The sequence below is a fragment of the Massilia sp. S19_KUP03_FR1 genome, from assembly GCF_036688685.1.
GTDB lineage: Bacteria > Pseudomonadota > Gammaproteobacteria > Burkholderiales > Burkholderiaceae_D > JALYUM01.
On sequence record NZ_JAQQPS010000013.1, the window covers coordinates 118,742 to 142,857 of the forward strand.

22 protein-coding genes are annotated in these 24,116 nt (G+C 65.3%); 12 read left to right on the forward strand and 10 right to left on the reverse strand.

The genetic code is table 11. The features are described from left to right. Positions 1 to 25: 25 nt before the first annotated feature. From V6M87_RS15860 to V6M87_RS15870, 3 genes are read right to left on the reverse strand one after another with little or no spacing between them, the layout of a single operon-like run. On the reverse strand, positions 26 to 862 hold the full coding sequence (locus V6M87_RS15860; protein WP_332877613.1) for a metallophosphoesterase family protein: 837 nt from the start codon (positions 860 to 862) through the stop codon (positions 26 to 28). A 14-nt stretch (positions 863 to 876) separates the two neighbouring features. Then, positions 877 to 1,785 carry a diacylglycerol/lipid kinase family protein gene (locus V6M87_RS15865; RefSeq protein WP_332877614.1) on the reverse strand — a complete coding sequence of 303 codons (909 nt, stop codon included), beginning with the start codon at positions 1,783 to 1,785 and terminating at the stop codon, positions 877 to 879. Then, positions 1,770 to 2,501 (reverse strand): phosphatase PAP2 family protein, encoded by a 732-nt coding sequence (locus V6M87_RS15870; RefSeq protein ID WP_332877615.1) that lies wholly within the window; start codon positions 2,499 to 2,501, stop codon positions 1,770 to 1,772. Before V6M87_RS15870 ends, V6M87_RS15865 begins: the two co-directional genes overlap by 16 nt. Before the next feature lie 138 nt (positions 2,502 to 2,639). Between V6M87_RS15870 and V6M87_RS15875 the strand changes: the two genes are divergently transcribed. Together V6M87_RS15875 and V6M87_RS15880 are read left to right on the forward strand one after the other, a co-directional pair. Further along, on the forward strand, positions 2,640 to 2,852 hold the full coding sequence (locus V6M87_RS15875) for a hypothetical protein (protein WP_332877616.1): 213 nt from the start codon (positions 2,640 to 2,642) through the stop codon (positions 2,850 to 2,852). Positions 2,853 to 3,068: 216 nt separating this feature from the next. Then, positions 3,069 to 4,085 carry a sulfate ABC transporter substrate-binding protein gene (locus tag V6M87_RS15880; RefSeq protein WP_332877617.1) on the forward strand — a complete coding sequence of 339 codons (1,017 nt, stop codon included), beginning with the start codon at positions 3,069 to 3,071 and terminating at the stop codon, positions 4,083 to 4,085. On the opposite strand, the gene V6M87_RS15885 is transcribed toward V6M87_RS15880, so the two are convergent. The 3 genes from V6M87_RS15885 to V6M87_RS15895 are packed head-to-tail and all read right to left on the reverse strand — an operon-like array spanning position 4,072 to position 7,094. Further along, positions 4,072 to 5,217: an acyltransferase family protein gene (locus V6M87_RS15885; protein WP_332877618.1), complete on the reverse strand. Its 1,146-nt coding sequence runs from the start codon at positions 5,215 to 5,217 to the stop codon at positions 4,072 to 4,074. The genes V6M87_RS15880 and V6M87_RS15885 overlap by 14 nt on opposite strands. Positions 5,218 to 5,241: 24 nt before the next feature. After that, positions 5,242 to 5,997, reverse strand: a complete 756-nt coding sequence (locus tag V6M87_RS15890; protein ID WP_332877619.1) for a LytR/AlgR family response regulator transcription factor — start codon at positions 5,995 to 5,997, stop codon at positions 5,242 to 5,244. Further along, positions 5,994 to 7,094: a sensor histidine kinase gene (locus tag V6M87_RS15895; RefSeq protein ID WP_332877620.1), complete on the reverse strand. Its 1,101-nt coding sequence runs from the start codon at positions 7,092 to 7,094 to the stop codon at positions 5,994 to 5,996. Before V6M87_RS15895 ends, V6M87_RS15890 begins: the two co-directional genes overlap by 4 nt. A 133-nt stretch (positions 7,095 to 7,227) precedes the next feature. On the opposite strand from V6M87_RS15895, the gene V6M87_RS15900 reads away from it, so the two are divergent. Next, positions 7,228 to 8,109, forward strand: coding sequence for an alpha/beta hydrolase (locus tag V6M87_RS15900; protein ID WP_332877621.1), 882 nt, complete (start codon positions 7,228 to 7,230; stop codon positions 8,107 to 8,109). Positions 8,110 to 8,203: 94 nt separating this feature from the next. Further along, positions 8,204 to 9,295: an SDR family oxidoreductase gene (locus V6M87_RS15905; RefSeq protein ID WP_332877622.1), complete on the forward strand. Its 1,092-nt coding sequence runs from the start codon at positions 8,204 to 8,206 to the stop codon at positions 9,293 to 9,295. Here V6M87_RS15905 and V6M87_RS15910 read toward each other — a convergent pair. Together V6M87_RS15910 and V6M87_RS15915 are read right to left on the reverse strand one after the other, a co-directional pair. Beyond that, on the reverse strand, positions 9,197 to 9,646 hold the full coding sequence (locus V6M87_RS15910; RefSeq protein WP_332877623.1) for a hypothetical protein: 450 nt from the start codon (positions 9,644 to 9,646) through the stop codon (positions 9,197 to 9,199). The genes V6M87_RS15905 and V6M87_RS15910 overlap by 99 nt on opposite strands. 274 nt (positions 9,647 to 9,920) lie before the next feature. Beyond that, positions 9,921 to 11,636 carry a sensor domain-containing diguanylate cyclase gene (locus V6M87_RS15915; RefSeq protein ID WP_332877624.1) on the reverse strand — a complete coding sequence of 572 codons (1,716 nt, stop codon included), beginning with the start codon at positions 11,634 to 11,636 and terminating at the stop codon, positions 9,921 to 9,923. Between the two features lie 187 nt (positions 11,637 to 11,823). On the opposite strand from V6M87_RS15915, the gene V6M87_RS15920 reads away from it, so the two are divergent. The 4 genes from V6M87_RS15920 to V6M87_RS15935 all read left to right on the forward strand — a co-directional run bounded on the left by V6M87_RS15920 (position 11,824) and on the right by V6M87_RS15935 (position 16,336). Continuing rightward, entirely contained in the window at positions 11,824 to 12,285 is a 462-nt protein-coding gene (locus V6M87_RS15920; RefSeq protein WP_332877682.1) for a hypothetical protein, read from the forward strand. Between the two features lie 2 nt (positions 12,286 to 12,287). After that, positions 12,288 to 13,199 (forward strand): DUF2145 domain-containing protein, encoded by a 912-nt coding sequence (locus tag V6M87_RS15925; RefSeq protein ID WP_442920600.1) that lies wholly within the window; start codon positions 12,288 to 12,290, stop codon positions 13,197 to 13,199. A gap of 269 nt (positions 13,200 to 13,468) precedes the next feature. Further along, entirely contained in the window at positions 13,469 to 15,187 is a 1,719-nt protein-coding gene (locus tag V6M87_RS15930; RefSeq protein WP_332877625.1) for an ABC transporter ATP-binding protein/permease, read from the forward strand. 90 nt (positions 15,188 to 15,277) lie between these two features. Further along, positions 15,278 to 16,336 (forward strand): AI-2E family transporter, encoded by a 1,059-nt coding sequence (locus V6M87_RS15935; protein WP_332877626.1) that lies wholly within the window; start codon positions 15,278 to 15,280, stop codon positions 16,334 to 16,336. A 16-nt stretch (positions 16,337 to 16,352) separates the two neighbouring features. On the opposite strand, the gene V6M87_RS15940 is transcribed toward V6M87_RS15935, so the two are convergent. Beyond that, positions 16,353 to 17,273, reverse strand: a complete 921-nt coding sequence (locus V6M87_RS15940; RefSeq protein ID WP_332877627.1) for a LysR family transcriptional regulator — start codon at positions 17,271 to 17,273, stop codon at positions 16,353 to 16,355. A gap of 105 nt (positions 17,274 to 17,378) precedes the next feature. Here V6M87_RS15940 and V6M87_RS15945 point away from each other — a divergent pair, with 105 nt between their 5' ends. The 3 genes from V6M87_RS15945 to V6M87_RS15955 all read left to right on the forward strand — a co-directional run bounded on the left by V6M87_RS15945 (position 17,379) and on the right by V6M87_RS15955 (position 21,982). Beyond that, complete coding sequence (locus V6M87_RS15945; RefSeq protein WP_332877628.1) at positions 17,379 to 18,560, forward strand: MFS transporter; 1,182 nt, start codon at positions 17,379 to 17,381, stop codon at positions 18,558 to 18,560. Between the two features lie 82 nt (positions 18,561 to 18,642). Further along, positions 18,643 to 19,989, forward strand: coding sequence for a sensor domain-containing protein (locus V6M87_RS15950; protein WP_332877629.1), 1,347 nt, complete (start codon positions 18,643 to 18,645; stop codon positions 19,987 to 19,989). A gap of 58 nt (positions 19,990 to 20,047) precedes the next feature. Then, positions 20,048 to 21,982, forward strand: a complete 1,935-nt coding sequence (locus V6M87_RS15955; RefSeq protein ID WP_332877630.1) for a CocE/NonD family hydrolase — start codon at positions 20,048 to 20,050, stop codon at positions 21,980 to 21,982. 98 nt (positions 21,983 to 22,080) lie between these two features. Here the strand turns inward: V6M87_RS15955 and V6M87_RS15960 are convergent, their stop codons facing one another. After that, positions 22,081 to 23,064, reverse strand: coding sequence for an NAD-dependent epimerase/dehydratase family protein (locus tag V6M87_RS15960; RefSeq protein WP_332877631.1), 984 nt, complete (start codon positions 23,062 to 23,064; stop codon positions 22,081 to 22,083). A 90-nt stretch (positions 23,065 to 23,154) separates the two neighbouring features. Between V6M87_RS15960 and V6M87_RS15965 the strand changes: the two genes are divergently transcribed. Continuing rightward, positions 23,155 to 24,057 carry a LysR family transcriptional regulator gene (locus V6M87_RS15965; RefSeq protein ID WP_332877632.1) on the forward strand — a complete coding sequence of 301 codons (903 nt, stop codon included), beginning with the start codon at positions 23,155 to 23,157 and terminating at the stop codon, positions 24,055 to 24,057. Positions 24,058 to 24,116: the final 59 nt, after the last annotated feature.

A 24,116-nucleotide genomic window follows, 5' to 3' on the forward strand; every position in this document is an offset into this window, starting at 1 on the left:
TTGAATGGCCTCGCCCCCCGACGGATTAAATTCCGGCCGCCATCAAGCCATCGTTGTGTGCGGCCCAGATATTCCCGCAGCGCAGGAATTTTTCGGTGCTGACCAGCGAATACGCCTTGCCGATCACATCCCAGCCGTAGCGGTCCACTTCCACCTTGTCGGCATCGATGCGCACCACATTGAAGGAATTGGTTTCACCGCGCCCGCGCGTGGACGTGGCCGTGCCGGCCTGGATGACCAGCGCCGCATATTCGCTCATGGCGTAGCGATCGGACGTATTGCCCGAATGACTGGCGTGCAGGTGCCCTGCCATCAGCACGTCGACGCCGCTCTCGGCGAACACCTGCATGGCCATCGGTGCGCGGTCGACCAGGTCGTCGTCGTCAAAGCCTTGCGGCAAATCGAAGGGGTGGTGGGTGACGATGATGCGCGTGAGTGCCTTCGGCAAGCCGGCCAGGTGCTTCCTGATCTGCTCGACCTGCTCTTCGTTCACGCGCCCGTCCTTGAAGGTCAGCGAGCGCGCCGTGTTCACGCCCAGCACGGCAATTTCGTTGTCGATGAACACCGGAGAGAGGTCGTCGGTGATGTAGCGGCGGTAACGGTCGAGCGGCGCCAGGAAGCGCCGCAGCACGTTGTAGAGCGAGATATCGTGGTTGCCCGGTACCACGATTTGCGGACCCGGCAGGCTGTCGAGAAAGGCCCGCGCTTCTTCGAATTCTTCGCTTTTGGCGCGCTGGGTCAGGTCGCCGGACACCACCACGACGTCGGGCGCCACCTGGTGCACCAGCACCCGCAGCGGTTCGAGCAATTCAGGGTCGACGCGGCCGAAATGGAGGTCGGAGAGATGAACCAGGGTACGCATCTTGGTGTTCCTTATTATGCTGATTGCGGGACCATCACGGTCAGGGCGCCCGGGCGGATCCGGTAACGCAAGGGGGTCGCCATTTTTTCAACTTCGCCGTCGAACGCCACGTGCAGGTGCTTGTGGCGCGTCTCGATCGTCATCTCTTGCGCCAGCAGGACGTCGAAATCGCGCTCTTCCTTCAGGCCACCGATGAGCGCGCGGATGGCAAAGCGCAGCAGGCCCAGGCGACCCGGGCGCTGCGCCACGTACAGCGACAAGGTGCCGCCGTCGAGGCGGCTGCGCGCGCCGATGGCCAGCCCTTCCATGGTGTATTCGTTGTTGCCGATGAAAACGAAGGGCGTGCGCCGCGCCAGGCGCGTGTCGTCGGCCTGCATCCGCACCGACAGGAAAGGATAGCGCCGCAATGCCGCCACTGTCGCCCACAGCGCCGCCAGCCACTTGCCGCGCCCGAGCCGGCTTTGCTGCTTTTCGCGGTCGCGCACAATGTCGGGATACAGGCCGAGGCTGGAATTATTCAGGAACACCTGTTCATTGACGACGCCGACATCCACCTGTTTCGGCATGCCCGTGGCAATCGTGCGCACGGCGCCGTCCAGGTCGAGTGGAATGCCGAGGTCCTTGGCGAAATGGTTCAGCGTACCCATCGGCAGCACGCCATAGGGAATGCCGCTACCGACCAGCTGCGCCGCCACCGCATTCTGGGTGCCGTCGCCGCCCCCGCCGGCCACCATCGGCACGCTCCCGGCCACCGCCGCGCGGGCAGCAGCGATCATGTCCTTGCCATCCCTGGCCAGGACAATCGTCGCCTGCATGCCGTGGGCGGCGAATTTCGCACGCAGGTCTTGGGCCATGGCGTCGTCATGGCCGGCGCCGGCGTGGCCGTTGATGATGACAGTAATGTGCTTCAGGATATTCTCCATAAAGGTAAGCCACGCGCTTCGCGCCGGCGGCGCAAGTTTGAAACGGCAGTGATGCAGATGGCCAGCCACGCCAGGCCCTCGGCGACGCCGGCCAGCACATCGGTCAAATAATGCGCGCCCAGGTAAAGGCGCGAACAACAGACGGCGGACACGATCAGGGCGGCGCCGGCGCCGATGGCAAAGCGCTTGCCGCCAGATTCCACATGACGCACCAGCAGGCAGACCAGGAAACCGTAGAACAAGGTGGCCCCTGACGCATGGCCGCTGGGAAAGCTGTAGGTATGCAGCGTGACCAGCGGCTGCTCGAACACCGGCCGGGCGCGCTCGAAGGCGAGCTTCATCAGGCCATTTACGACCATGCCGCCCGGCACCGTGCAGACCAGCGCCAGCAGCCAGTAGTCAAGCCGGCGGCGCAGCAAAGCGTACCCCAGGATTGCCGTCATCGCCAACACGCCCGCCACGCTGTTCCAGTGGGTGAACAGCAGCGTGAGCCGGGTTACGCCTGGCGTCGCGCGCGCATGAAACCACTGGGCCAGACGCAGGTCGAGCAAGGTGATGGGGCCGTTTGCTGCGACCTGGCCGGCGATCAGGCCGAACACCCAGGCTGCCGCCACCAGCGCCGCCACGCCCATGGTCAGGTACAGGCCGGCGGCGCCTTCGGGCGAAAAGCGGGCGGCGGCGAAGCGGCGCAGGCGGGAAGGTGATGATGCATTCATTTTGTTGATCATACGGCAAGTAGCAAAAAAACCACGCACAGCAAAAAATACTGTTCATCCATACAGTAACTGTGGATTTATACAGTGGTTGTGTTATTCTGGAATCTCTCGACAAACACAACTTCTACAGGAACCGTCATGGCCACTCTGAACAGCGCATTTGGTATCGAACACGCCCCAGCCCCTTTCATGCTGCGTCTCGGCCGTCGCGAACTGGTGGTCACGCGCGACTTCCGCAAGCGCTTCTATGCGGTTAACCCGATCCTCGAATGCGATACGGGCGTCGACGCGGGCCACCTCGAAATCCTGGTGTTCAAGCGCTGGTTGCTGGTGCTGTCGAAGGCAAAGTAAATACGGCACGCTGGTAATTCGCGATGCTTGACCGTATTATGCCAAGTACATGTTAAACCCATGTCAATTGCATGCCGGCCAGCATTAACCGCATACCCTTATCTGAATTGATTCGTTCGCTTTCCCAGGGCCGGCCCCTTAGCGTAGCGCATTCCGTGTAGCGTGCTTCCTGGCGCTGGGCGGGTGCGTATGCGCCGTCCTTCTGAAAGAGACTGCATGCTGCATCAACACTTTTTACGTGCGATTTTTTGTACGACCGTGTCGCTATTGCTGCTCGGGCAGCCTGCGGCGCTTGCCGCCGATATTGCCCTGCTCAACGTATCGTATGACCCGAGCCGCGAGCTGTACCAGGAGTTCGACACTGCCTTTGCGCGCTACTGGAAAGCCAGGACCGGCGACACCGTCACCATGCGCCAGTCACATGCCGGTTCGGGCAAGCAGGTCCGCGCCGTCATCGATGGCGTGCAGGCCGATGTGGTCACCCTGGCGCTGGCCGGCGACATCGATACCCTCAGTGCGCGCGGCCTGCTGGCGCGCGACTGGCAAAAGCGCCTGGCCAATCACAGTGCGCCGTACACGTCCACGGTGGTCTTCCTGGTGCGTACGGGCAACCCGAAGCAGATCCGTGACTGGGGCGACCTCGTCAAGCCGGGTGTATCGGTGATCACCCCCAACCCGAAAACGTCGGGCGGCGGGCGCTGGAATTACCTGGCCGCATGGGGCTATGCCTTGCGTCAGCCGGGTGCCAACGAGGCCAGCGCCCGGGCCTACCTGGCAGCGCTGTACCAGAATGTCCCGATTCTCGACACGGGGGCGCGCGCCGCCACCACCACGTTCGTCGAGCACGGCAAGGGCGATGTCCTGATCACCTGGGAAAGCGAAGCCATGCTGGCCACGCGCGAACTCGGCCCGAACCGGGTCGAAATGGTTGCGCCCATGACCAGCATCCTGGCCGAAACGCCGGTGGCCGTGGTCGACAAAGTGGTCGACCAGCGCGGCACCCGCCGCATCGCCGAAGCCTACCTGGCTTACCTGTACAGCGACGAAGGCCAGCTCATCGTCGCCAAACATTACTACCGCCCGACTGTGGATTACTTTGCCCGCAAATATGCGTCCTCGTTCCCGCGCATCAAGCTGTTCACCGTCGACGACATCGCCGGCGGCTGGGCCGCGGCGCAGCAGGCCCATTTTGCCGATGGCGCACTCTACGACCAGTTGCTCAAGGCGAAGTAGGCTTGGCGCTGGGGCGCCGCGATGCGTTGCCGTGGCGCCTTTGCAGCAACCGCGCCATGGCACGGTTGAGCAGCACCGCCAGGCCGTAACAGACCGCCAGCACCGGCACATACACGACAAAGGTCCATGCCGGCTCCGCGCCCAGCAGTGCGCGGTACGATGCGACCACGGCCAGCACGACGAACATGTGCGACAAATACAGTTCGTAGCTCAGCGTGCCCATGCGCGCCAGCCAGCGCAAGCCGGCGCGCGGCTGCGGCGCCCACGCCGCAAAACCGACCAGCATGCAGGCCGCGCCCACGCACAGCAAGTACATGCCGGCGCCGCGAAACAACTGGTGCGCCAGGCGACCCCATCCCATTGCGAACACGATCGCCAGCGCGCCGAGCAGCGCCAGCAGGCGCGCCGTGCGCGGCGGACAGCGCCACTTCAAGCTCAGCAGCGCCGCCAGCACGCCCCAGGCAATCGCCGCCATGCCGGGCCAGTACGCTTTCTCGCGCCAGACTTCGTCGGCCACCGGCACCAGGTCGCGCAGTGGCACCAGGCACACTGCCCAGATCAGCAGCACGGCAACCAGGACGCGGCGCGGCAACCACAGGCACAGCAGCGGGAAGCCGACATAAAACGCCTCCTCGATCGACAGCGACCACAGCACGTCCCACCCGGCCGGCGCCCAGCCGGTGCGGCCTTCGTACCAGTTGAAGGTGAAGCTCAGCGCCGAGCCGAGCAGACCATGGATGCTTTGATCGCGCGGATCGGGCGCGAAGCCGGGCACACCGAGCGCCGCCAGCACTGTCAGGGCCGCCAGCACCGCCAGTAGCAGCGGCACGATGCGCCAGGCCCGTGCCACGTAGAAGCGCCGCAGTCGCACCTGGCGCAGGTCGCCATCGACGGCAACAATGCGCCGGGTAATCAGAAAGCCCGAGATCACGAAAAAGATGAACACCGCTTCATAGCCATTGAAGCTGATGGCATTGATCAGGCGCTTGGGCAACCAGTCATGCAGCAGGCTGGGGCCAAGCGGCAAGCGGAACGGCAACGCCAGGTGGTGGACGATGACCAGTACGATGGCCAGGCCGCGCAGGCAATCGATGCCGAAGTTGCGCGTAACAGGTGGGCCAGGAAGGTGCATGCAGATTCCGATCGAAACGTAAAGTTACATAATAGTCGCGCGCAGTGCGACCAAGTAGCGTTCGCTGACCGCCACCACGGCGCCGCAGCGCAGCAGCAATTGCCAGCTGCCGTCGCCGCGCGTGGCCAGGCTGGCCACCTGGTCGCGCCGCACGATGGCGCTGCGGTGCACGCGCAAGAACACGGCGGGATCGAGCAGCGTTTCGAGGCGGCTCAGCGGCACCCGGTGCAACACCGTGCGCGCGGCCAGGCGCAGCTCCACGTAATTGCCGGCCGCTTCCAGCCACAGGATCTCGTCGACCCGGATCTGTTCGATGCGGCCCACCGAACGCACACTGATGCGCTGGGCAAACTGGCCCGCTGTCGCCGTGGTGTAGTCGCGCACGGCAGCGGCGTAGGCGGCGCGCTGGCGGTGCCCGAGCATGCTGGCGGCACGCGCGAGCGCCTGCGCCAGCCGTGCGTCGTCGACCGGCTTCAATAAATAGTCGAGTGCGTGCACATCGAAGGCATCGACCGCGTGGACGCTCCAGGCGGTCACGAACACGATCAGCGGCGGCTCGGCCAGGCCGGCCAACTCGCGCGCCAGCACCAGGCCCGATTCGCCCGGCATCTGGATATCCAGAAAAATCACATCGACACCGGCCAGCATGGCGCGCGCGGCCGCCACGCTGGCGCAGGCGCCGGCCAGTTGCCAGCCGGGGTGCGCGGACATCGCCAGGCGCAGGTTGTCGCGACCCGGCGCTTCATCGTCGACAATCAGGTAGCGTACCGGCGTGCTCACGCGTGTCCGTTCAGCGGCAGGCGCACTTCGGCGACGAAGCGCGCGCCTTCGCGGCCGGCCACCAGCGCGGCGTCCGGGTCGAGCAAAGCCAGGCGCGCGCGCGTGTTGGCCAGTCCCAGTCCGGCGCCCGGATTGGCGCCCACGCCATCGCTGGCGGGATTGCTGACGCGGATGCACAGGAAGCCCGCTTCGCGCGCAAACGCCAGCGTGATATCGCCATCGCCGGGACGGCAATCGAGATCGTGACGTAATGCATTTTCGACCAGCGGCTGCAGCAACAAGGGCGGGCACGCCACTCTGTCCAGCGCTGCATCGTCACCTCGAATGGTCACCTGCAGGCGCGCACCGTAACGCAGCCGCTGCAGCGCCAGGTAGTCGCGCACGAAGGCCAGCTCGTCGGCGACGCTGACGCTGTCGCGGCTGGCCGCGGCCAGCGCATAACGCAGCAGCTCGCTGAGGCGTCCGATGCCGCCCAGCGCCAGCGCCTTGTCGCCGTCGCGCACCAGGGCGCTGATGGCGTTCAGGGCATTGAACAGAAAATGTGGTTCGAGCTGGGCGCGCAGGGCCTGGGTGGCCTGGTGCTCCAGCGCCAGGCGCAGCGCCAGCATATCGGTCTGCGCCCGTTGCCAGGCCAGTTCGCGCGCCTGGCCCTGGCGCCAGTAATGCAGCGCCAGCACGGCGGCAAAGGTGCCGGTGGTGGAAAACCAGCCCACGAGCAGCATTTTCATCAGCAACTGGCCGGCTTCCGGCCAGCCAGCAACCGGCAGGTAGCCGCGCAGCCATGCGATATACGCCCACTGGGCCGGCTGGAACAGCAGGATCAGGCCGATGCCAAGGAATATCACCTGGCGCGGCCCGGCCCCCATGGCCGGCCGGCGCGCCAGCGCCAGGTTCAGGCCCACGCACAGCACGATCAGCGGCGTGGCGTATTCGATGAACCAGGTCAGCAGCAAGCTCGGGTAGCTGCTCGCGATGCCGCCCCGCAAATTGTCGCTATACGTTTGCAGCGCGCCCAGCCCGCTGATCGCCATCCATAGCAGTACAGTCAGCCCGATCGATCGGGCCAGGCGGTAGTCAGGGGTGGGCGTTGTCTGCATCTCAAAAGTATACCAGTGGTAACAGGCGCGGCCGGCCAGTCCATCCCGCCGATGCGGTATTTCATCCCGCGGGCGCTGCCGCGCTGCACACGCGCAAGCACAATCGCCATGCCACAACCTGCCGAGGAGACCGATGAAATCCCTGATCACCCTGATGCTATGGCTGGCCGCCAGCATCGCCAGCGCCGCGCCCGCCTATCAGCTGGACGCCACCGAGGTGGTGGACCTGCGCGCAGCCGCCTTGCAGCGCGACTATCAGTTGTACATCGCCCTGCCCGATTCCTGGCGCGCCGGGCAGCAACGCTATCCCGTGCTGTTCGTCACCGACGCCAACTACGCATTTCCGGTCGTGCGTAATATCGCGCAGCGGCTGCACAAACACGCCGGGATGGAAGAGGTGATCGTGGTCGGCCTTTCCTATGCCAACGGCGACACGCCCGGCTTCAGCCGCCGGCGCGACTACACCCCCAGCGTGCCGCGCGGCGACTACCGCTCGGATATGCCGGGCCGGGCCCCGGCCTTCGGCGCAGCGCAGGCGTATGGGCGCTTCCTCGCCAACGAGGTGATGCCGCTGGTCGCGCGCCGCTATCGCGCCGACCTGACCCGGGCGGTGTTCATCGGCCACTCTTACGGCAGCCTGCTGGGCCTGCAAATCCTGCTCGACCGTCCCGCCACGTTCGCGCACTACATTCTCGGCAGTCCATCGCTGTGGTTCGACGGCGGGGTCATGTTCGACCGGGAGCAAGCCTACGCTGCGCGCCAGCGCGATCTGCGCGCGTCGGTTTATTTCGGCATCGGGTCCACTGAAACGCGCGCGCCCGGCAAGCAGCGTTCGCGCGCGGAAGAAAATGCCGACATGCTGGCCGACCTGCGCGACTTCAGGCAGGCGCTGACCTCCCGCCATTATCCCGGCCTCAGCACGACGCTCGAGGTATTCGAAGGCGAGGACCATGCCAGCGTGTTTCCCTTCCTGCTGACGCACGGTCTGCGCACGTACTTGCACAGGAAACCGTAGCCGCAAGCAGTGCAATTGCCTGTCGGCTCAAGGACGCCCCCTTCCCTCGCCCTGTGCTAACTTGGTTCGCAGTGCATTTGAAGGGGGAGCGGCCATGACGTTCAAACTGAAACCCGTCGATGAGCAGGTCATCGTCATCACCGGCGCCACCAGCGGCATCGGGCTGACCACGGCGCGCATGGCGGCCGGACGGGGCGCCAGACTGGTGCTGGCGGCCAGGAATCGCGACGCGCTCGACCAGCTGGCAGCGGAGTTGCGTTCGCGCGGCACGCAGGTCGCGACGGTGGCCGCCGATGTCGGCGTGGCGGCGGATGTGGCGCGCATCGGCAGCGGCGCCGTCGAGCAATTCGGACGGATCGACACCTGGGTCAACAATGCCGGCATTTCCGTCTACGGGCGCCTCGAGGACACCCCGCTGGAAGACCAGTTGCGCGTGTTCCAGACCAATTACTGGGGTGTGGTGCATGGCACGCTGGAGGCGGTGAAACACATGCGCCAGCGCGGCGGCGGCGCCATTGTCAACCTGGGCAGCGAAGTGTCGGACCGCGCGGTGCCGCTGCAAGGCACCTATTCTGCGTCGAAGCACGCAGTAAAAGCCTTTACGGACGCGCTGCGCATGGAGCTCGAACGCGAACACGTGCCCATCTCGCTCACACTCGTCAAGCCGGCCGCGATCGATACACTGTTCCCGGTCCATGCGAAAAACCTGATGGACAAGGAACCGGCGCTGGCGCCGCCCGTCTACGCGCCCGAGCTGGTGGCACGCGCCATTTTGCATGCGGCCAGCCACCCGGTGCGCGACCAGTTCATTGGCGGCGCGGCCAAAATCATTTCGATGAGTGCGCAGGCAATGCCGCGCCTGATGGACCGCTACATGCGCAACAGTATGTTCACGCAGCAGCGTAGTGCGAAGGACACCGCAGCGCAACGCAACGATGCGCTGCACGCGGTCGATCCGGACCAGGAACTGAAACAGCGCGGCACCTGGCAACAGCGCGACGGGCGCCACGTGGTGGAACGCTCCCCCTACACCACGCTGTCGATGAAAGCAGGGTTGGCGGTACCAGCGCTGGTCTCGGCCGGCGTGTTATTTGCGGGCTGGCGACTGGCCGCGTCCATCCTGGCCCGGCGCACTGCTCGCAAGGAAGTCGATGTCGTCCTCGGTGAGAGCAGTGTCGGGCATTGATTCGATGTGGTCGGTATCGATGTCGGCGCCATCGCGCACGGTGGCATCGCGCCCGGCTGCGGCCCGCTCGCCGGTTCCGCTGGCGTCGCTGTCGCTGGAGAAATTCGAATCGCCCAGGTCCGGGCCGGCCGTGTTGCCGGCACGACCCGCTTCGATGTCGGACGTGTTGCCGCGGTCAAAGTCGAGCATTTCGTCATCGATGTCGCCGCCCAGGCCGGGGCCGCCCATCACATCGCTGCCGCTGTCGGAGGTGTCGCTGGGGCCGAGAGCGCCGATGCCGTGACCCTTGCCCAGACTGCGGTCCGGTGCTTCGGGGAAGTTGTCAGGGTCGAGTGTGCTGATACCGCTCATATTCTTGCTCCTTGAAAATCGGTGGATGAATAGCGTTAATCCATGTTGACAGGGTATGCGTGCGATTGCCCACACGTTTGGCGAATACCTGGAACGCGGGGCGCATTCAGACCTTGATGGCCGTGCATGCCCAAGCTCTCATCGGCCAATGAGCAGCACTGTATGCGCTCGGGACGCGCTGGTCTGTTGACGACCGCACATTCGCCCGAGCAGACTTTCCTGTGGGTTTGTCGGCCTGCTCCGACAGGCGCGACCACGCTGCAGGGGCGTGCGCTCAGGCCTCGGCGGGCGGCGCCGTGACGACGCGGTTTTTGCCTTCGCGCTTGGCGGCGTACATGGCGGCGTCGGCGCGCGCCAGCAAGGCGGTCAGGTCGCGCACATCGTCCGACTGGTGCAGCGCCACGCCGATGCTGGCGCTCACGGTCACCGTCACACGGGTCAACTGGTACGGCGCCTGCAGCATCGCGATCAGCTGGCGCGCCTTGTCGTTGGCGTCCGCGGCATCGCTCAACAATTCCAGCACGACCACGAATTCGTCGCCGGCCAGGCGCGCCACGGTGTCGGTCTTGCGCACGGCCTGCTGCACGCGCGCGCCAAACTGGCGCAGCAGCGCATCGCCCTCTTCGTGACCATGGGTATCGTTGATGGCCTTGAAACCGTCCAGGTCGAGAAACAGCACGGCGCACGGCCGCCCGGATCGCGCGGCCCTGTCCAGCGCTTCCGGCAAGATCTGCATGATGGCACGCCGGTTCGGCAAATTGGTCAGCGCGTCGCGCATCAGCAGCGCCTGCAATTCGGCGGTGCGTTGCGCAACGGTGCCTTCGAGCTGGTCGTTCAGGGTTTTCAGCGCGTGCAGGTGCGCGTGTTCGCTGCGCACCAGTTCACGCATGGACTGCGACAGCACCTGCGCTTCGTGGAACGCGGTAATTTCAGGAATCACAGGACGGCCGTCGCCCAGGTCGCGCGAGCGCGCAGCCTGCTCGATGGTGCTGGTAAGTGCATCCATCGGCCCGGTCAGGCGGCGCGCCAGCCACGCGGCCAGCATCGCGAACCCGGCCGCCAACACCAGGCTCAGCTGCAGCACGCGCTGCTCCAGGTGGCGCGGTCCGGCCATGGCGACGTCCTCCGCCTGGCGCACCAGCACGGTCCAGCGCAAGGTGGCCGGGTCAGCCACGGTGCCGGTGGTGCTGTAACCGGTCAGGTAAGAGACGCCGTTGGCCCAGGTTTCGCGGACCGAGCCGGTCTGCCCGCCCCGCGCCAGTTCCATGCTGCGCGTGGCCAGCCTGGTCTCGACCGATCCGGGCGGCCCCAGCAGCACGGTTCCGTCGCCGCGCACGACGAAAATTTCGGCGCCGTATTCGCGCAGCGCCGGTGCGACCAGCTCCTCGGCGCGCTGACGCACCCAGTTCCAGCTCAGGTGCAAGCCCAGCACCCCGCGCAGCTTGCCCGCTTCGTCCAGCACGGGTCCGGACATGTCGATGAAGCGCCATTGGTCCGGCGACACGGGCAACAATTTACCCAGCATCACGGCCGGATGGTAATCCTCGGCGTGCACGCCCAGTTTGCCGCTCTGGAACCAGGGCCGCGCGCTGACGTCTGCATGCTGCAGCATGGACAGGGTCGAGGCAAAGACCTTGCCGTCGACATGGGCAATGCCGATCCAGGCATAGTCCGGAAACGTCGCTTGCAGACTTTCCAGCACGGCGCGCACCTTTGCCGGGTTGTCGGCCTGGCGCACTTCGGGCAGTTCCGCCAGCAGGCGCACGTCACCGATGCCCTTCGCCACCACGCGATTGAGCGAATCACGCATTTGCCAGGACAGCTGCTGGAGCCGCAGCTCGGCGTCCTTGCCGGCATACCCCATGGTCAGGCTGTGGACCAGGGCGACCTGGATCAGTACGGTCAGGCCAACCGTCAGGCACACGCCGATTGTGATCAGGGTACCAAGGCGAAACGGGGATTTCAGACGTTGCTGCAGGCGATTGAACATAAGACGGCGCGGAGACAAAGTGATAGATTGTATCTTACAGGAAAGTGATTTAACAGTTGGCACGCATGTTCGTGATTTTTTGTTACCTTGCGCGTACATCCAGTAACAACATCGGCGCAGCAAACGCTGGCTGCAAGCGTCCTTAGCGTCTAGAATTAATGCACGATTGAAACAACCAGGAACCATGATGACCATCGCGCGCCATTTTTTTATCGCCGCCGTGCTTGCCGCCGGCCTTGCCGGCCAGGCCCGCGCGGACAGCTTCGCCTCGTCCGCATCGAGCGCCGGTTCGGCCTCGAGCGGCAGCATTTCGACCTCGCTCAACGGTTCGAGCAACAGCTCCACCGGCAACGACAAGATTGCCAACGGCGCCTGGCGGATCGACCGCGTCGAGCAACTGGCCCAGCTTCCGGGCCGTCCGGAGATGGTGCGCCTGGCGATGCAGGCCGAACAGGTCGACCAGCAATTGACGCTCGATTTGCCGGTGGCCGTGTTCGCCAGCCAGAACCTCGGTCAGGGTGACCTGGTGGATGTGCAAAAACGCGACTACGGCTTCCAGTTCGCCCGCAACGACACCCGCACTGCTTTCTTCCTGGTGCTGGCCGACGACTGGCACGACGAACTCGCGGCCCGTCCCGTCACGCTGTAATTTTGCGGGCATTCCAGCGCCTGCGCAGCGCGCTCTTGTGCGCCTTGTGGCTGGCCTGCGGCTCGGCCCAGGCCGGCTCGGCGCTATCGAACTTCTGCGACCGCCAGGACAAACTCAGCGCCAGCGAGCAGGACCGCCTGTTGCGCTTTGCCGCCGTGGTACGCACCGAACTGGCGCGCACCGACGGCGGCGCTGTCCTGATCAGCCGCTCCGGGCTCGACCTGTCGCGTTTCGACATCCGTTATTCGCACGCCGCGCTGGCCCTGCGCGGCGCCGACGGCGCCTGGGCCGCGCGCCAACTGTATTTCGCCTGCGACGAGAAACGCCCACGCATCTTCGACCAGGGTATCGCCGGCTTCGCGCTGGGGACCGACGACCCTGCGCTTGGCTACATTGCCATCGTGACCTTGCCGCCCGGCGCCGCCCAGGCACTGGAACTGGCAGCGCGCGACAAGCAGCGCGCGCTGCACCTGCTCGCTGGCCAGTACAGCGCGAATGCCTACCCCTGGAGCTTGCGCTACCAGAACTGCAACCAGTGGGTCATCGAGATGATGGCCAGCAGCTGGGGCGAGCTGGCCGATGGCGCCGATTTGCGCGCCCGATCTCAGGACTGGCTGCGCGAGGCGGGCTATGCGCCGGAACCGGTGCTGATCAAATCACCGTTGACGATGATGGCGGCGTATTTCGTGCCGCTGGTGCACGTCAACGACCATCCCGCGGCCGACCGCGCGGCGCGCCGGCTGCAGGTGAGCTTGCCGTCCACACTGGAAACGTTCACGCGCCAGCGCTACCCCGCTGCCGAACGGGTCGAACTGTGCCACAACACGCGGGAAATCGTGCTGCACCGGGGCTGGACCCCGCTGGCGGCAGGCTGCGTGGCAGGGCCAGGCGATACGGTGCTGGCGCTCGATTAACGGCAAATTCCGTCGGCCGCCATGGCGGGCCGGCCCGGCGCGCACCGTAAAACCTGCCTTTTTGGTAACAATTTCCCGATTAACGCTATGATGCGATGCAGCAGTCGGTGCACCCACTCCACCTTCCAGGGCAAATCATCCATGTCACGCGCTACTCGCCACCACCTCGTTTCCCTCTCTTTGTTTGAACAGGCCATGCTGCGCATGCGCCTTCGCTTGCACTGATGCCGGCCCACGCCTGTCCAAGCTGCGCGCCGCTTGACGCCTGCGTGTGCCCCGCCGTCATGCATGCCGCCGGCCGGCCAGGCACGCTGCACCTGGCCGCGCCTTACTGGGGCTCGCGCCACCGCTGGCGCGCCTGGCTGCTGGTGGCGCTGTGGCTAGGCATCACGCTCGGCTCCGCGTGGCTATATGTGCGCGCCAACCAACTGACCGGCGAACTGACCGACGCGCTGCTGGCCCGCAAATGGGATCTGCTGCAACGGGTGGTCTGGCTGACCATCGGCGTCGGCGTGCTGGTGGCCGCCCTCGGCGTGGTGCGCACCGCCATCATCGAGCTGATCGACCTGGATTGGCGCACCTGGCTCACCAACCATTACCTGGAACGCTGGTTCAGCGCGCACGCCTACTACGACATCGAGCGCGATGGCGAACTCTCGCATGCCGACCAGCGCATTGCCGAAGACGTGCGCCTGTTCGCCAACAGCAGCATCGTCAACCTGTCGAACGTGATCAACGTGGTGATCAGCATCGTGGCCTTCACCTCGGTCCTGTGGTCGCTGTCGGGCACGCTAAGCATCGCGCTCGGCGGCGTGCATCTGCGCATACCCGGTTACATGGTCTACGTCGCGGTGGCCTACAACCTGGCTTATTTCATGCTGGTGCACTGGGTCGGCAAGCACCTGATCGGCCTCGGCATGAAAAAGCAGACCGTCGAGGCGGACTACCGCCACGGCGCCATGCAGGTGCGCGAAAACGCCGAGCAGATTGCGTTTTATGGCGGCGCCGCCAACGAACTGCAGCGCCTGCGCAGGCGCTTCGCGAAAATCCGCAGCAACGTGCTGGCCATCGTGGCCCGCACCGCCAAGCTGGAAATGACGCGCGCGGTCTACGGCCAGGTGTTCGCCGTGCTGCCCACGCTGACCGCCCTGCCGCGCTATTTTGCCGGTGAAATCACCTTGGGTGGCGTGACCCAGGCGGTGGGCGCGTTCGGCCAGCTGAGCGCGTCACTGGGCTATTTTCAAAGCGCCTACCAGAGCTTCGCGATGTGGCTGGGGCTGGCAAACCGGCTGCGCGATTTGTCCTGGGCCATCGACAAGGCGCATGCCCGGCCTAACGGCTTTACCGTGGCGCGCGCCAGCCAGGCCGGCATCCACAGCAGCGACCTGGCCTTGCACACGCCGCATGGCGAGCCGCTGGCCGATGTGGCGCCGCTGCGGCTGGCGGCAGGCAGCCGCACGCTGGTACGCGGGCCGTCCGGTACCGGCAAGAGTACCCTGCTGCGCGCACTGGCCGGCTTGTGGCTGCATGGCGCCGGCACCGTCACGCTGCCGGCCGCGGCCCGGATCATGTTCTTGCCTCAACGCAGCTACCTGCCGACCGGCAGCTTCAAGGCCGCCATGTGCTATCCGATGATGCCCGACCAGTTCGACGACGCCGCCTGCCAGCGCGTGCTGGACGCCTGCGGCCTGGCGACCCGGATCACCTCGCTGCACACCAGCGACAACTGGCAGCAACTGCTGTCCGGCGGCGAACAGCAGCGCGTCGCGTTTGCCCGCGTGTTGCTGCAACGGCCTGATTTCGTGTTCCTCGACGAAGCGACCAGCGCGCTCGACCCGGCCACCGAGGCCAGCCTGTACCAGACCCTGATCACCGAACTGCCCGACAGCGCCATCATCAGCGTGGCGCACCGCGCCGCCGTGGCCGATTACCACGACGACATCATCGAACTGACGCCGAGCGGCGCGCCGTCCGCGCAACCGTGCTGACATGATTGCCGTGCCGACACATCGTGCGTCGGCATTGCGCTGCCATCGTTTAAGATGTGCCAACACCAACCTCGTCAATACGCGCCGCCCATGCACCAGTTCACCCTCCAGCAAAAATCCTTCCTGTTACTGCTCGCCCTCGTCACCATCGGCTTCGCCTGGGTGCTGCTGCCTTTCGGCGGCGCCGTCTTCTGGGGCGTAGTGCTGGCCATCGTGTTCGCGCCGGTGTACCGCTGGCTGCTGAAGAAAACCGGCCAGAAACCGAACCTGGCCTCGTTTCTGACGCTGCTGCTGATCATCGTGATCGTCATCCTGCCCTTGACACTGATCGCGGTCTCGCTGGTCGACCAGGTGGCATCGGTGGTCGAGATGGTGCGCTCCGGCGAGCTGACGGTTGGCATGTTTTTCAGCAAGGTCATGGCCGCCCTGCCCGCCTGGCTGGTCAACCTGCTCGACCGCTTCAATCTCACCAGCCTGGCCAGCCTGCAGCAAAAGCTGACTGCCGCCGCGTCGCAGATCAGCCAGACGCTGGCGCTGCAAGCGATCAACGTCAGCCTCTACACGGTCGACTTTTTGACCAGCCTGTGCATCATGCTGTACCTGCTGTTTTTCCTGCTGCGCGACGGCGCCGTGCTGTCCGCGAAAATCCGCAGCGCCGTGCCGCTGTCGCAAAAGTACAAGCAACGCCTGTTCGGCAATTTTACGACCGTGATCCGTGCCACCGTCAAAGGCAATATCTTGGTGGCAATTGCCCAGGGTGCGCTGGGGGGGCTGGCGTTCTGGTTCCTGGACGTGCGCGCGCCGCTGCTGTGGGCGGTGCTGATGGCCTTCCTGTCGCTGCTGCCGGCCATTGGCGCGGCGCTGGTCTGGGCCCCGGTCGCGCTGTATTTCCTGGCCACGGGCTCAGTGTGGGAAGGCGTGGCCTTGACGGTCTGGGGGGTGGTGGTGATCGGTCTGGTCGACAACATCCTGCGTCCGCTGCTGGTCGGCAAGGACACCAAGATGCCCGATTACATCGTGTTGTTCTCGACGGTGGGCGGCATGGCGCTATTCGGCCTGAACGGGTTCGTGATCGGCCCGGTCGTTGCCGCCCTGTTCATCGCGGCGTGGGACTTGTTTGCCTCCGCCAGCGAATTTCACACTGACTGATCCACGATTGCGGCGCTTACACCCGACCGGAGGGCGTCAGTGAATTGGCCAGCACATCGAGCAAGAGCTTTACTTTCGGCAGGTATTGGCGGCTTTTCAGCCACACCAGGTTGATCGGCAAGCCATCGGTTGCCAGTTGCGGCAACACCTCCACCAACAAACCCTGCTCGACCTGCTGCTTCACGGCCCAGGTCGGCAACTGCGCAATGCCGAGTCCCGCGAGGATGGCCGCCACCTGACCGGCAGCATCGCCCACCGCAATCCGGCCCGGCATGACGCGCTGTTCCAGCGGCGCCGCGCCGGCGCCGGCAAACAGCCACGAGTTGACCAGGCCGTCAGAGCGGCCGTACACCACGCGGTCATGCTGCTCCAGGTCGGTGTCAAGTTGCGGCGTGCCCCTGCGCGCTAGGTAAGCCGGTGACGCGCAGAAAATCAGGCGCTCGGCGCCCAGGTAGCGATGGCCCAGCGCAGTCGGCCAAGTGTTCGGACCGCCGATACGCACCACGATGTCGATGCGTTCTTCGACCAGGTCGACAAAGTGGTCCGACATTGAGATATGCGGCATCAGCAAGTGGTGGTCGGCAATGAAGGCGAGGATGACGGGCAAGGCGTGCAACTGGCCGAACGAGGCCGGCAGGTCGATGCGCACGCGCCCGGTTGGCTCGACGTACTCGGCGCCGATCTGCGTTTCCACTTCTTCCAGGTCGGCCAGCACGCGCAAGCAGGTCTGGTAAAACACACTGCCGGCGTCGGTCAGCGCGAGTTTGCGCGTGGTGCGCGCGAACAGGCGCGCCTGCAAGCGCTTTTCAAGCCGCGCAATGCTTTTGCTGACGGCAGAACTGGTCAGATTGAGGCGCTCGGCGGCGGACGCAAAACTGCCGCGCTCCACCACGCTGACAAACACGTCGAGGCCTTTCAGCCGTTCGGAAGGAAGCATGATTTATTCGGGAATCCAATTCATTAATTAACGTAAATATTACCATCAATGTGCCTACAATTCTGCAATAAAATGGCTGATTAACCATTCCAATGATCGATCACCATGGACGCCTCCACTCCCCGCTCCGGCCTGCAAATCTGGATCATGGCCATCGCCGCCTTCGTTATCGTCACCACCGAATTTCTCATCGTCGGCCAGTTGCCCGCCCTGGCCAAGGACCTGAACATTTCGGTCGCCGCCGCCGGCCAGCTGGTCACCCTGTTCGCGTTCACCGTCATGCTGTTCGGCCCGTTCATGACGGCGCGCCTGTCCCACCTGGGCCGCAAGGGACTGTTCGTGACCATCCTCGGCGTGTTCTGCGCCGCCAACGTGCTGGCGGCGGTGGCGCCAAATATCTGGGTGCTGGCGCTGGCGCGCTTCATTCCGGCACTGCTGCTGCCGGTCTTCTGGGGCACCGCCAGTGAAACGGCCGGCCAGCTGGCCGGCCCGAAAAACGCCGGCCGCGCGGTCGGCAAGGTCTATCTCGGCATCTCCGCGGCGATGGTATTCGGCATCCCGCTGGGCACCCTGGCGACCGACGCCATCGGCTGGCGCAACACCTTCTTCATCCTGGCCGGCCTGTCGCTGCTGATGGCCGTGCTGATACAAACCTTCATGCCGACCCTGCCGGTGCCGGGCGTCGCCAAGGGCCAGAAACAGACCGCCATCTTCAAGGACAAGCGGTTTCTGGCCCACATCGCCCTCTCGGTGCTGGCCTTTACCGCCATGTTCACGGCCTACACCTATCTGGCCGACATCCTCGAGCGCGTGGCCGGGATTGCCCCGGCCCAGGTCGGCTGGTGGCTGATGGGCTTTGGCGCGGTCGGCATGGTGGGTAACTACATCGGCGGGCGCGTGGTCGACGCCAATCCGCTCGGCGCCACGGCGACCTTCCTGCTGATCCTGATCGCCGGCATGATCGGCACCCTGCTCACTGTCCAACACCATGGCCTGATGGCGCTGGCGCTGGCAGTCTGGGGGCTGGCCTACACGGCGCTGTTCCCGGTGTGCCAGGTGCGCGTGATGCAAGCCGGCAGTGCCGCCCAGGCGCTGGCCGGGACCATGAATGTGTCGGCGGCAAACGCCGGCATCGGCCTCGGTGCAATGATCGGCGGCGCGGCGATCGGCACCTGGGGTGTCAGCTCGCTGATGGCCATTTCGAGCGTCATCGCGGTGCTCGGCATCGCGGTGACGCTGTGGATGATGGCGCTGCAGCGTGCACCGCAAGTTACCGTCAACGCATAACTAAAAGCCGTTATTTTTGTCGCATTGGTGCCTAATTTTCACGTATTTAGGTGCCCATCGACAATAGCCATTAAAATGAACCATGGAACATTTTATTGGCTCCCCTGCTGCCAGTTTCACCGACCTCCTGCTCGACGCCGTCTGCGTGGTTGATGCGCGTGGGCGCTTCGTGTTCGTCAGCGCCGCCTGCGAGCAGATCTTCGGCTACACGCAGACCGAAATGATCGGCATGACGATGATCGAGCTGGTGGCGCCGCACGACCGCGTGCGCACCCTGTCGGCAGCCACGTCCGTCATGGGCGGTACGCCGTTCCCCCATTTCGAGAATCAGTATGTGCGCAAGGACGGCAGTCTGGTCGACATCCTGTGGTCGGCGCGCTGGTCCGAGCAGGACCAGGTACGCGTGGCGATTGCGCGCGACATCACGGTGATGAAACGCACCGAGGCCATGCAAGCAGCGCTGTACGCCATCTCCGAGGCGGCCCATGCCGCCGACGACCTCGATACCCTGTTTGCGCGCAGCCACGCCATCATCGGCAAACTGCTGCCGATCGCCAGTTTTTCGGTGGCGCTGCACGGCGACCATGGCTGCACGCTGCATTGCGATTTCCAGGCCGCGGACAGCGCGCCACACGACCCGCTGTTGCACGCCGAGCTGGTCAGCCTGCTGTGCGAACATGTCACGCGCCAGAAGGCGCCCTTGCTGCTGCAGCATCCAGCGCCGGCCGGCCTGGCGCCAGCCTTGCGCGCGGCAGTCGACGGCATGCCGGGCAGCGCCCTGGCCGTGCCCTTGTGCGACCAGGAGCGCACGATTGGCGTGCTGGTCCTGCGCAGCAGCCTGATTGGTGCGCGCTACACCCACCGCGACCGCGACCTGGTGGCCTTCGTCTCGACCCAGCTGGCCGCCAGTATCGGCCGCAAGCAGCTGCATGCGCAAATGCGCTTCATGGCCATGCATGACGAACTGACGCGCCTGCCCAACCGGCGCCTGTTCCATGATCGCCTCGCCACCAGTCTGGCGCGTGCCCAGCGCCAGCAGTCCAGGCTGGCGCTGCTGTTCATCGACCTGAACCGCTTCAAGCAGGTCAACGACCAGCATGGCCATGCCTGCGGCGACCGCCTGCTGCAGGAAACCGCGCGCCGCATCAAGGCCTGCCTGCGCGAGGCGGACACGCTGGCGCGCATCGGTGGTGACGAATTCGTGGTGCTGCTCGAGAGCATCCTGCTGCCGCACGACGCCGCGCTGGTGGCCGATAAAATTCACCTGGCGCTGGCGGCGCCGGTCGAGCTGGGCAATGGTTTGAGGATACCGATCACGGTCAGCGTGGGCCTTGCGCTGTACCCGGAACATGGGGCCGACACCAAGGCGCTGCTGGCGCATGCCGACCAGGCGATGTATGCCGCCAAGGCGGCCCTCGCCATATCCTAGAATCATTTCCGGGTGGCTGCGTTATGATCAATTCCTCAACCTGCCACCGGAACCGAAGATGACGCCCCTGCCCCGCCGCATCGCCCTTGCCCTGTTCGCCAGTACCCTCGCCGCCCACTTCAGCGCCCTCGCGCAGACGCCTGCCGTCAGCGCCGACATGGTCCAGAACGGGACCGACATCGCCGCCAAATGGGTCGCGCCGAGCGCCGACTTCGACTACGTCCGGCGCGAAGTGGAACTGCCGATGCGCGACGGCGTCAAGCTGCACACCGTGATCCTGATTCCCAAGGGCGCGCAGGACTTGCCGCTGCTGCTCGAACGCACGCCGTACAACGCCGGCGAATTTTCGAAAGCGGCAGTCCCGCGCCTGCGCGAAGCGGTCAGCGCGGCCAACCGCGAATGGGTCGACGACCGCTACATCATCGTGCACCAGGACATCCGCGGCAAATACGGCTCGCAGGGTAAATATGTGATGACGCGCCCGCCCGTGGGCGCCCTCAACCCCAGCAAAACCGACGACACCACCGACGCCTGGGACACCATCGACTGGCTGATCAAGAACGTCAAGGAAAGCAACCAGAAAGTCGGCATGATCGGCTCGTCCTACGACGGCTGGACCGTGGCCAACGCCCTGCTCGGACCGCACCCTGCCTTGAAAGTGGCGGCGCCGCAAAGCCCGATGATCGACGGCTGGATGGGCGACGACTGGTTCCACTACGGCGCCTTCCGCCAGGTCAACCTCGATTATTTTACCGGCCAGACCAGCAAGACCGGCAAGGGTGAGTCGGTGCAGCGCGCCGGCCTTGACGACTACCAGAATTTCCTCGACGTTGGCTCGGCCGGCGACTGGGCCAGGCGCGCTGGCTTCGAGCAGCTGCCGTTCTGGAACCGCTTGTCGAGTCACCCGTCCTACGACGCCTTCTGGCAAGGCCAGGCCCTCGACCGCGACCTGGTAGCGCGGCCCTCGAAGGTGCCCTCCATGTGGCTGCAGGGCCTGTGGGACCAGGAAGACATGTACGGCGCCGTCGTCGCGTGGGAAAAACTCACCGCCAAGGGCTACGACAACAACCACCTGGTGATGGGGCCGTGGGCGCACAGCCAGGTCAACGGCAAGGCCGAAACGCTGGGACCGCTCAAGTTCAAGGGCGACACGGCCGCCGACTTCCGCAAGGATGTCCTGATCCCGTTCTTCAACACGTATCTGAAAGACCGCACGCCGGCCACACCGCTGCCGCCGGTAATGATTTATAACGTTCCCGAAAACCGTTGGGACAGTTTTGCAAAATGGCCCGGCACGTCCACGCTGGCGCCGCTGTACCTGCAGGCCAACAACGGCCTGGCCTTTGCGCCAGCCGCCGCCGGCGAGGACAGCTATGTCTCCGATCCCGCCAAACCGGTGCCTTTCCTGGCGCCGCCAATGGCGTTTTCCGAGCGCGCGCGCTGGGTCAGCTGGCTGCTGCAGGACCAGCGGTTTGTGGCCACGCGCACCGACGTGCTGTCGTATCAGACACCGGTGCTCACGAATGCGGTGACGGTGCAGGGCGCGCCGCTGGCCGACATCTTTGCCAGGACCAGCGGCAGCGACCTGGACGTGGTGGTAAAAATCATCGACGTCTATCCGCCGACCGTCCCGGAGCAGCCGGAAATGGGCGGCTATCAGCTGGCCGTCTCGATGGACATCTTCCGCGGCCGCTACCGCGACAGCTTCGAGAAGCCGAGCGCCATTCCATCGAACACGGTGCAGAACTACAAGTTCCGCCTGCCGACCATGAACTACGTGTTCAAGCCGGGCCACCGCATCATGGTGCAAATCCAGTCGAGCCTGTTCCCGCTGTATGACCGCAATCCGCAGACCTTCGTGCCGAATATTTTCTTCGCGAAGAAGGCGGATTACCAGAAGGCGACGGTGTCGGTGCTGCACGGACCGGACGGCGCCAGTGCGGTGCTGCTGCCGGTGGTATCGGCCAGTACCGCGATCGCTGTCACGCGATAAGCCATCACCGGCAACCTGAAAACCGTCATGCCGGCGCAAGCCGGTACCCATACTGCGCTGACAGTATCTTGCTCTTGAGTCAGCATGGGTCCCCCTTTTCAGCGGGAGGACGGCTGTGGGACTGACGCCGCAAGCGTGCTTGTCCGCTGCAGCGCCGCCAGCATCTGGCGCACGCCCTCCTGATACGACGTCTTGCGCACTGGCCCGATCAGCCCCTGCAGCGCGCTGTCATCCATGCGCAGCGGCTCGGTCAACAGGTAATTCATTTCCACCATCTCGCGCATTATCCGGTTGAACAGGCCGAGCACGCGCAGCATGGTCTTGCCGGCCACGCGCAGCTTCACGGGCGCGCCGGTCTGCCGCTCGATTTCCGTCACCATGGCGCGCTGCGTCGTCACGCCGACACCGGCCAGATGCCAGAACTTGCCCCACGCGCCCGGCGCCGCCGCCAGTTTCACCACCACCGGCCCCACATCCGGCACGAACACGAATTCATGCGCAGCGTCGATGGGGCCGAGCATGTTCGCCGTGCCGCCTTCGCGCGCCGCCACCGCCGCGCCATGCAACAAGCTCGCCGCCACGCCAGGCCCGTAAAAGTCGGGCAGGCGCAGCACCGTGGCATTGATGCGCCCTTCCCGATGTGCGGCCATCAGGATATCCTCCTGCTCCATGCGCATGCGCCCCTTGAAGGTGTGCGGCCGGCGCGGCTGGTCTTCGCGCACTGGTTTGCCGTCGGTGCGGCCATACGGATACACGGTGCCGATCAGGATCACATTCTTCACACCGGCGGCAATCGCGCCTTCGAGCGTCTTGCGCATCAGTTCAGGATGCAGTTCGAACTGCCAGTAGTTCACGCCCACCAGGTAGACCAGGGTCTCGATGCCGCTGGCGGCCGCCTGCACCGACGCCGGCCGGTCCGGGTTCCACGTGACGATCTCGGCCAGCGCATCGTCCCCATAGTCACGGCGCAAGCTGGCAGCGTCGCGCCCGACCACGCGGTAACGCTGGCCGGCAGCGCGCAAGGCCGCGGCGATGCTGTTTCCAATGGCGCCGGCGGCACCGAACAGGGCAATTTTCGACATGACATTTCCTTTTGGTGAGTGAATGCAGCCAGTGTGCCGCATTGACTTGGCAAAGGAAATTGGATAACTTCGCTTATCTTCTATACACGAATGCATACCATGAGCAATGAACCGAACTGGGAGTGGTATCGCAGCTTCCTCGCTGTGGCCGAGAGCGGCTCGCTGTCGGCGGCCGGGCGCGCGCTCGGCCTGGCGCAGCCGACCGTCGGGCGCCACATCGACAGCCTGGAGCAGGCGCTGGGCCTGAAACTGTTCACCCGTTCCTACGATGGCTACGCGCCCACCGAGGCGGCGGGCGAACTGCGGCCATATGCCGCCAGCGTCGCCGCCACCACCGCGGCGCTGCGCCGGGTCGCCAGCAGCATCGGCGATGGCGTGCGCGGCACGGTGCGCATCACTGCCAGCGCCGTGATCGGCGTCGAAGTTTTGCCGCCCATCCTGGCCGCCCTGCGCGCGGCCCATCCGGCGCTGGTGATCGAACTGGTGCTCTCGAATGCAGTGGACGACCTGCTCCAGCGTGAAGCCGATATCGCGGTGCGCATGGTGCGCCCGACCCAGGAAGCGCTGCTGGCGAAACGCGTCGGCGCCATCGAGATCGGCCTGTTTGCGCACCAGCGCTACCTGGCCGCGCACGGCACGCCGCAGGCGATGACTGACCTGGCCGGCCACGCGCTGATCGGCTACGACCAGGAATCGGCCGCCATCCGCGCCTGGCTGGCACGTTTCCCCGCCTTCGCGCGCGCGGCGCTTGCGTTGCGCTGCGACAGCGATCTGGCGCAGCTTGGCGCCATTCGGGCCGGCTTCGGCATCGGCTGGTGCCAGGCCGGCCTGGCGGCGCGCGACCCGGACCTGGTGCGCCTGCTGCCCGCAGTCTGCTCGCTGCCGATGGACACCTGGATCGCGATGCATGAAGACCTGCGCGCCAGCCCGCGCTGCGCCGTCACCTTTGCCGCGCTGGTATCGGGCCTGGGTGACTACATCGCCCCAGCCTGAGGTCCAGCGCATCGCGGCAATCTGCGAAAGCTGGCAGCGCACAAAAAAGTACCGCTAGA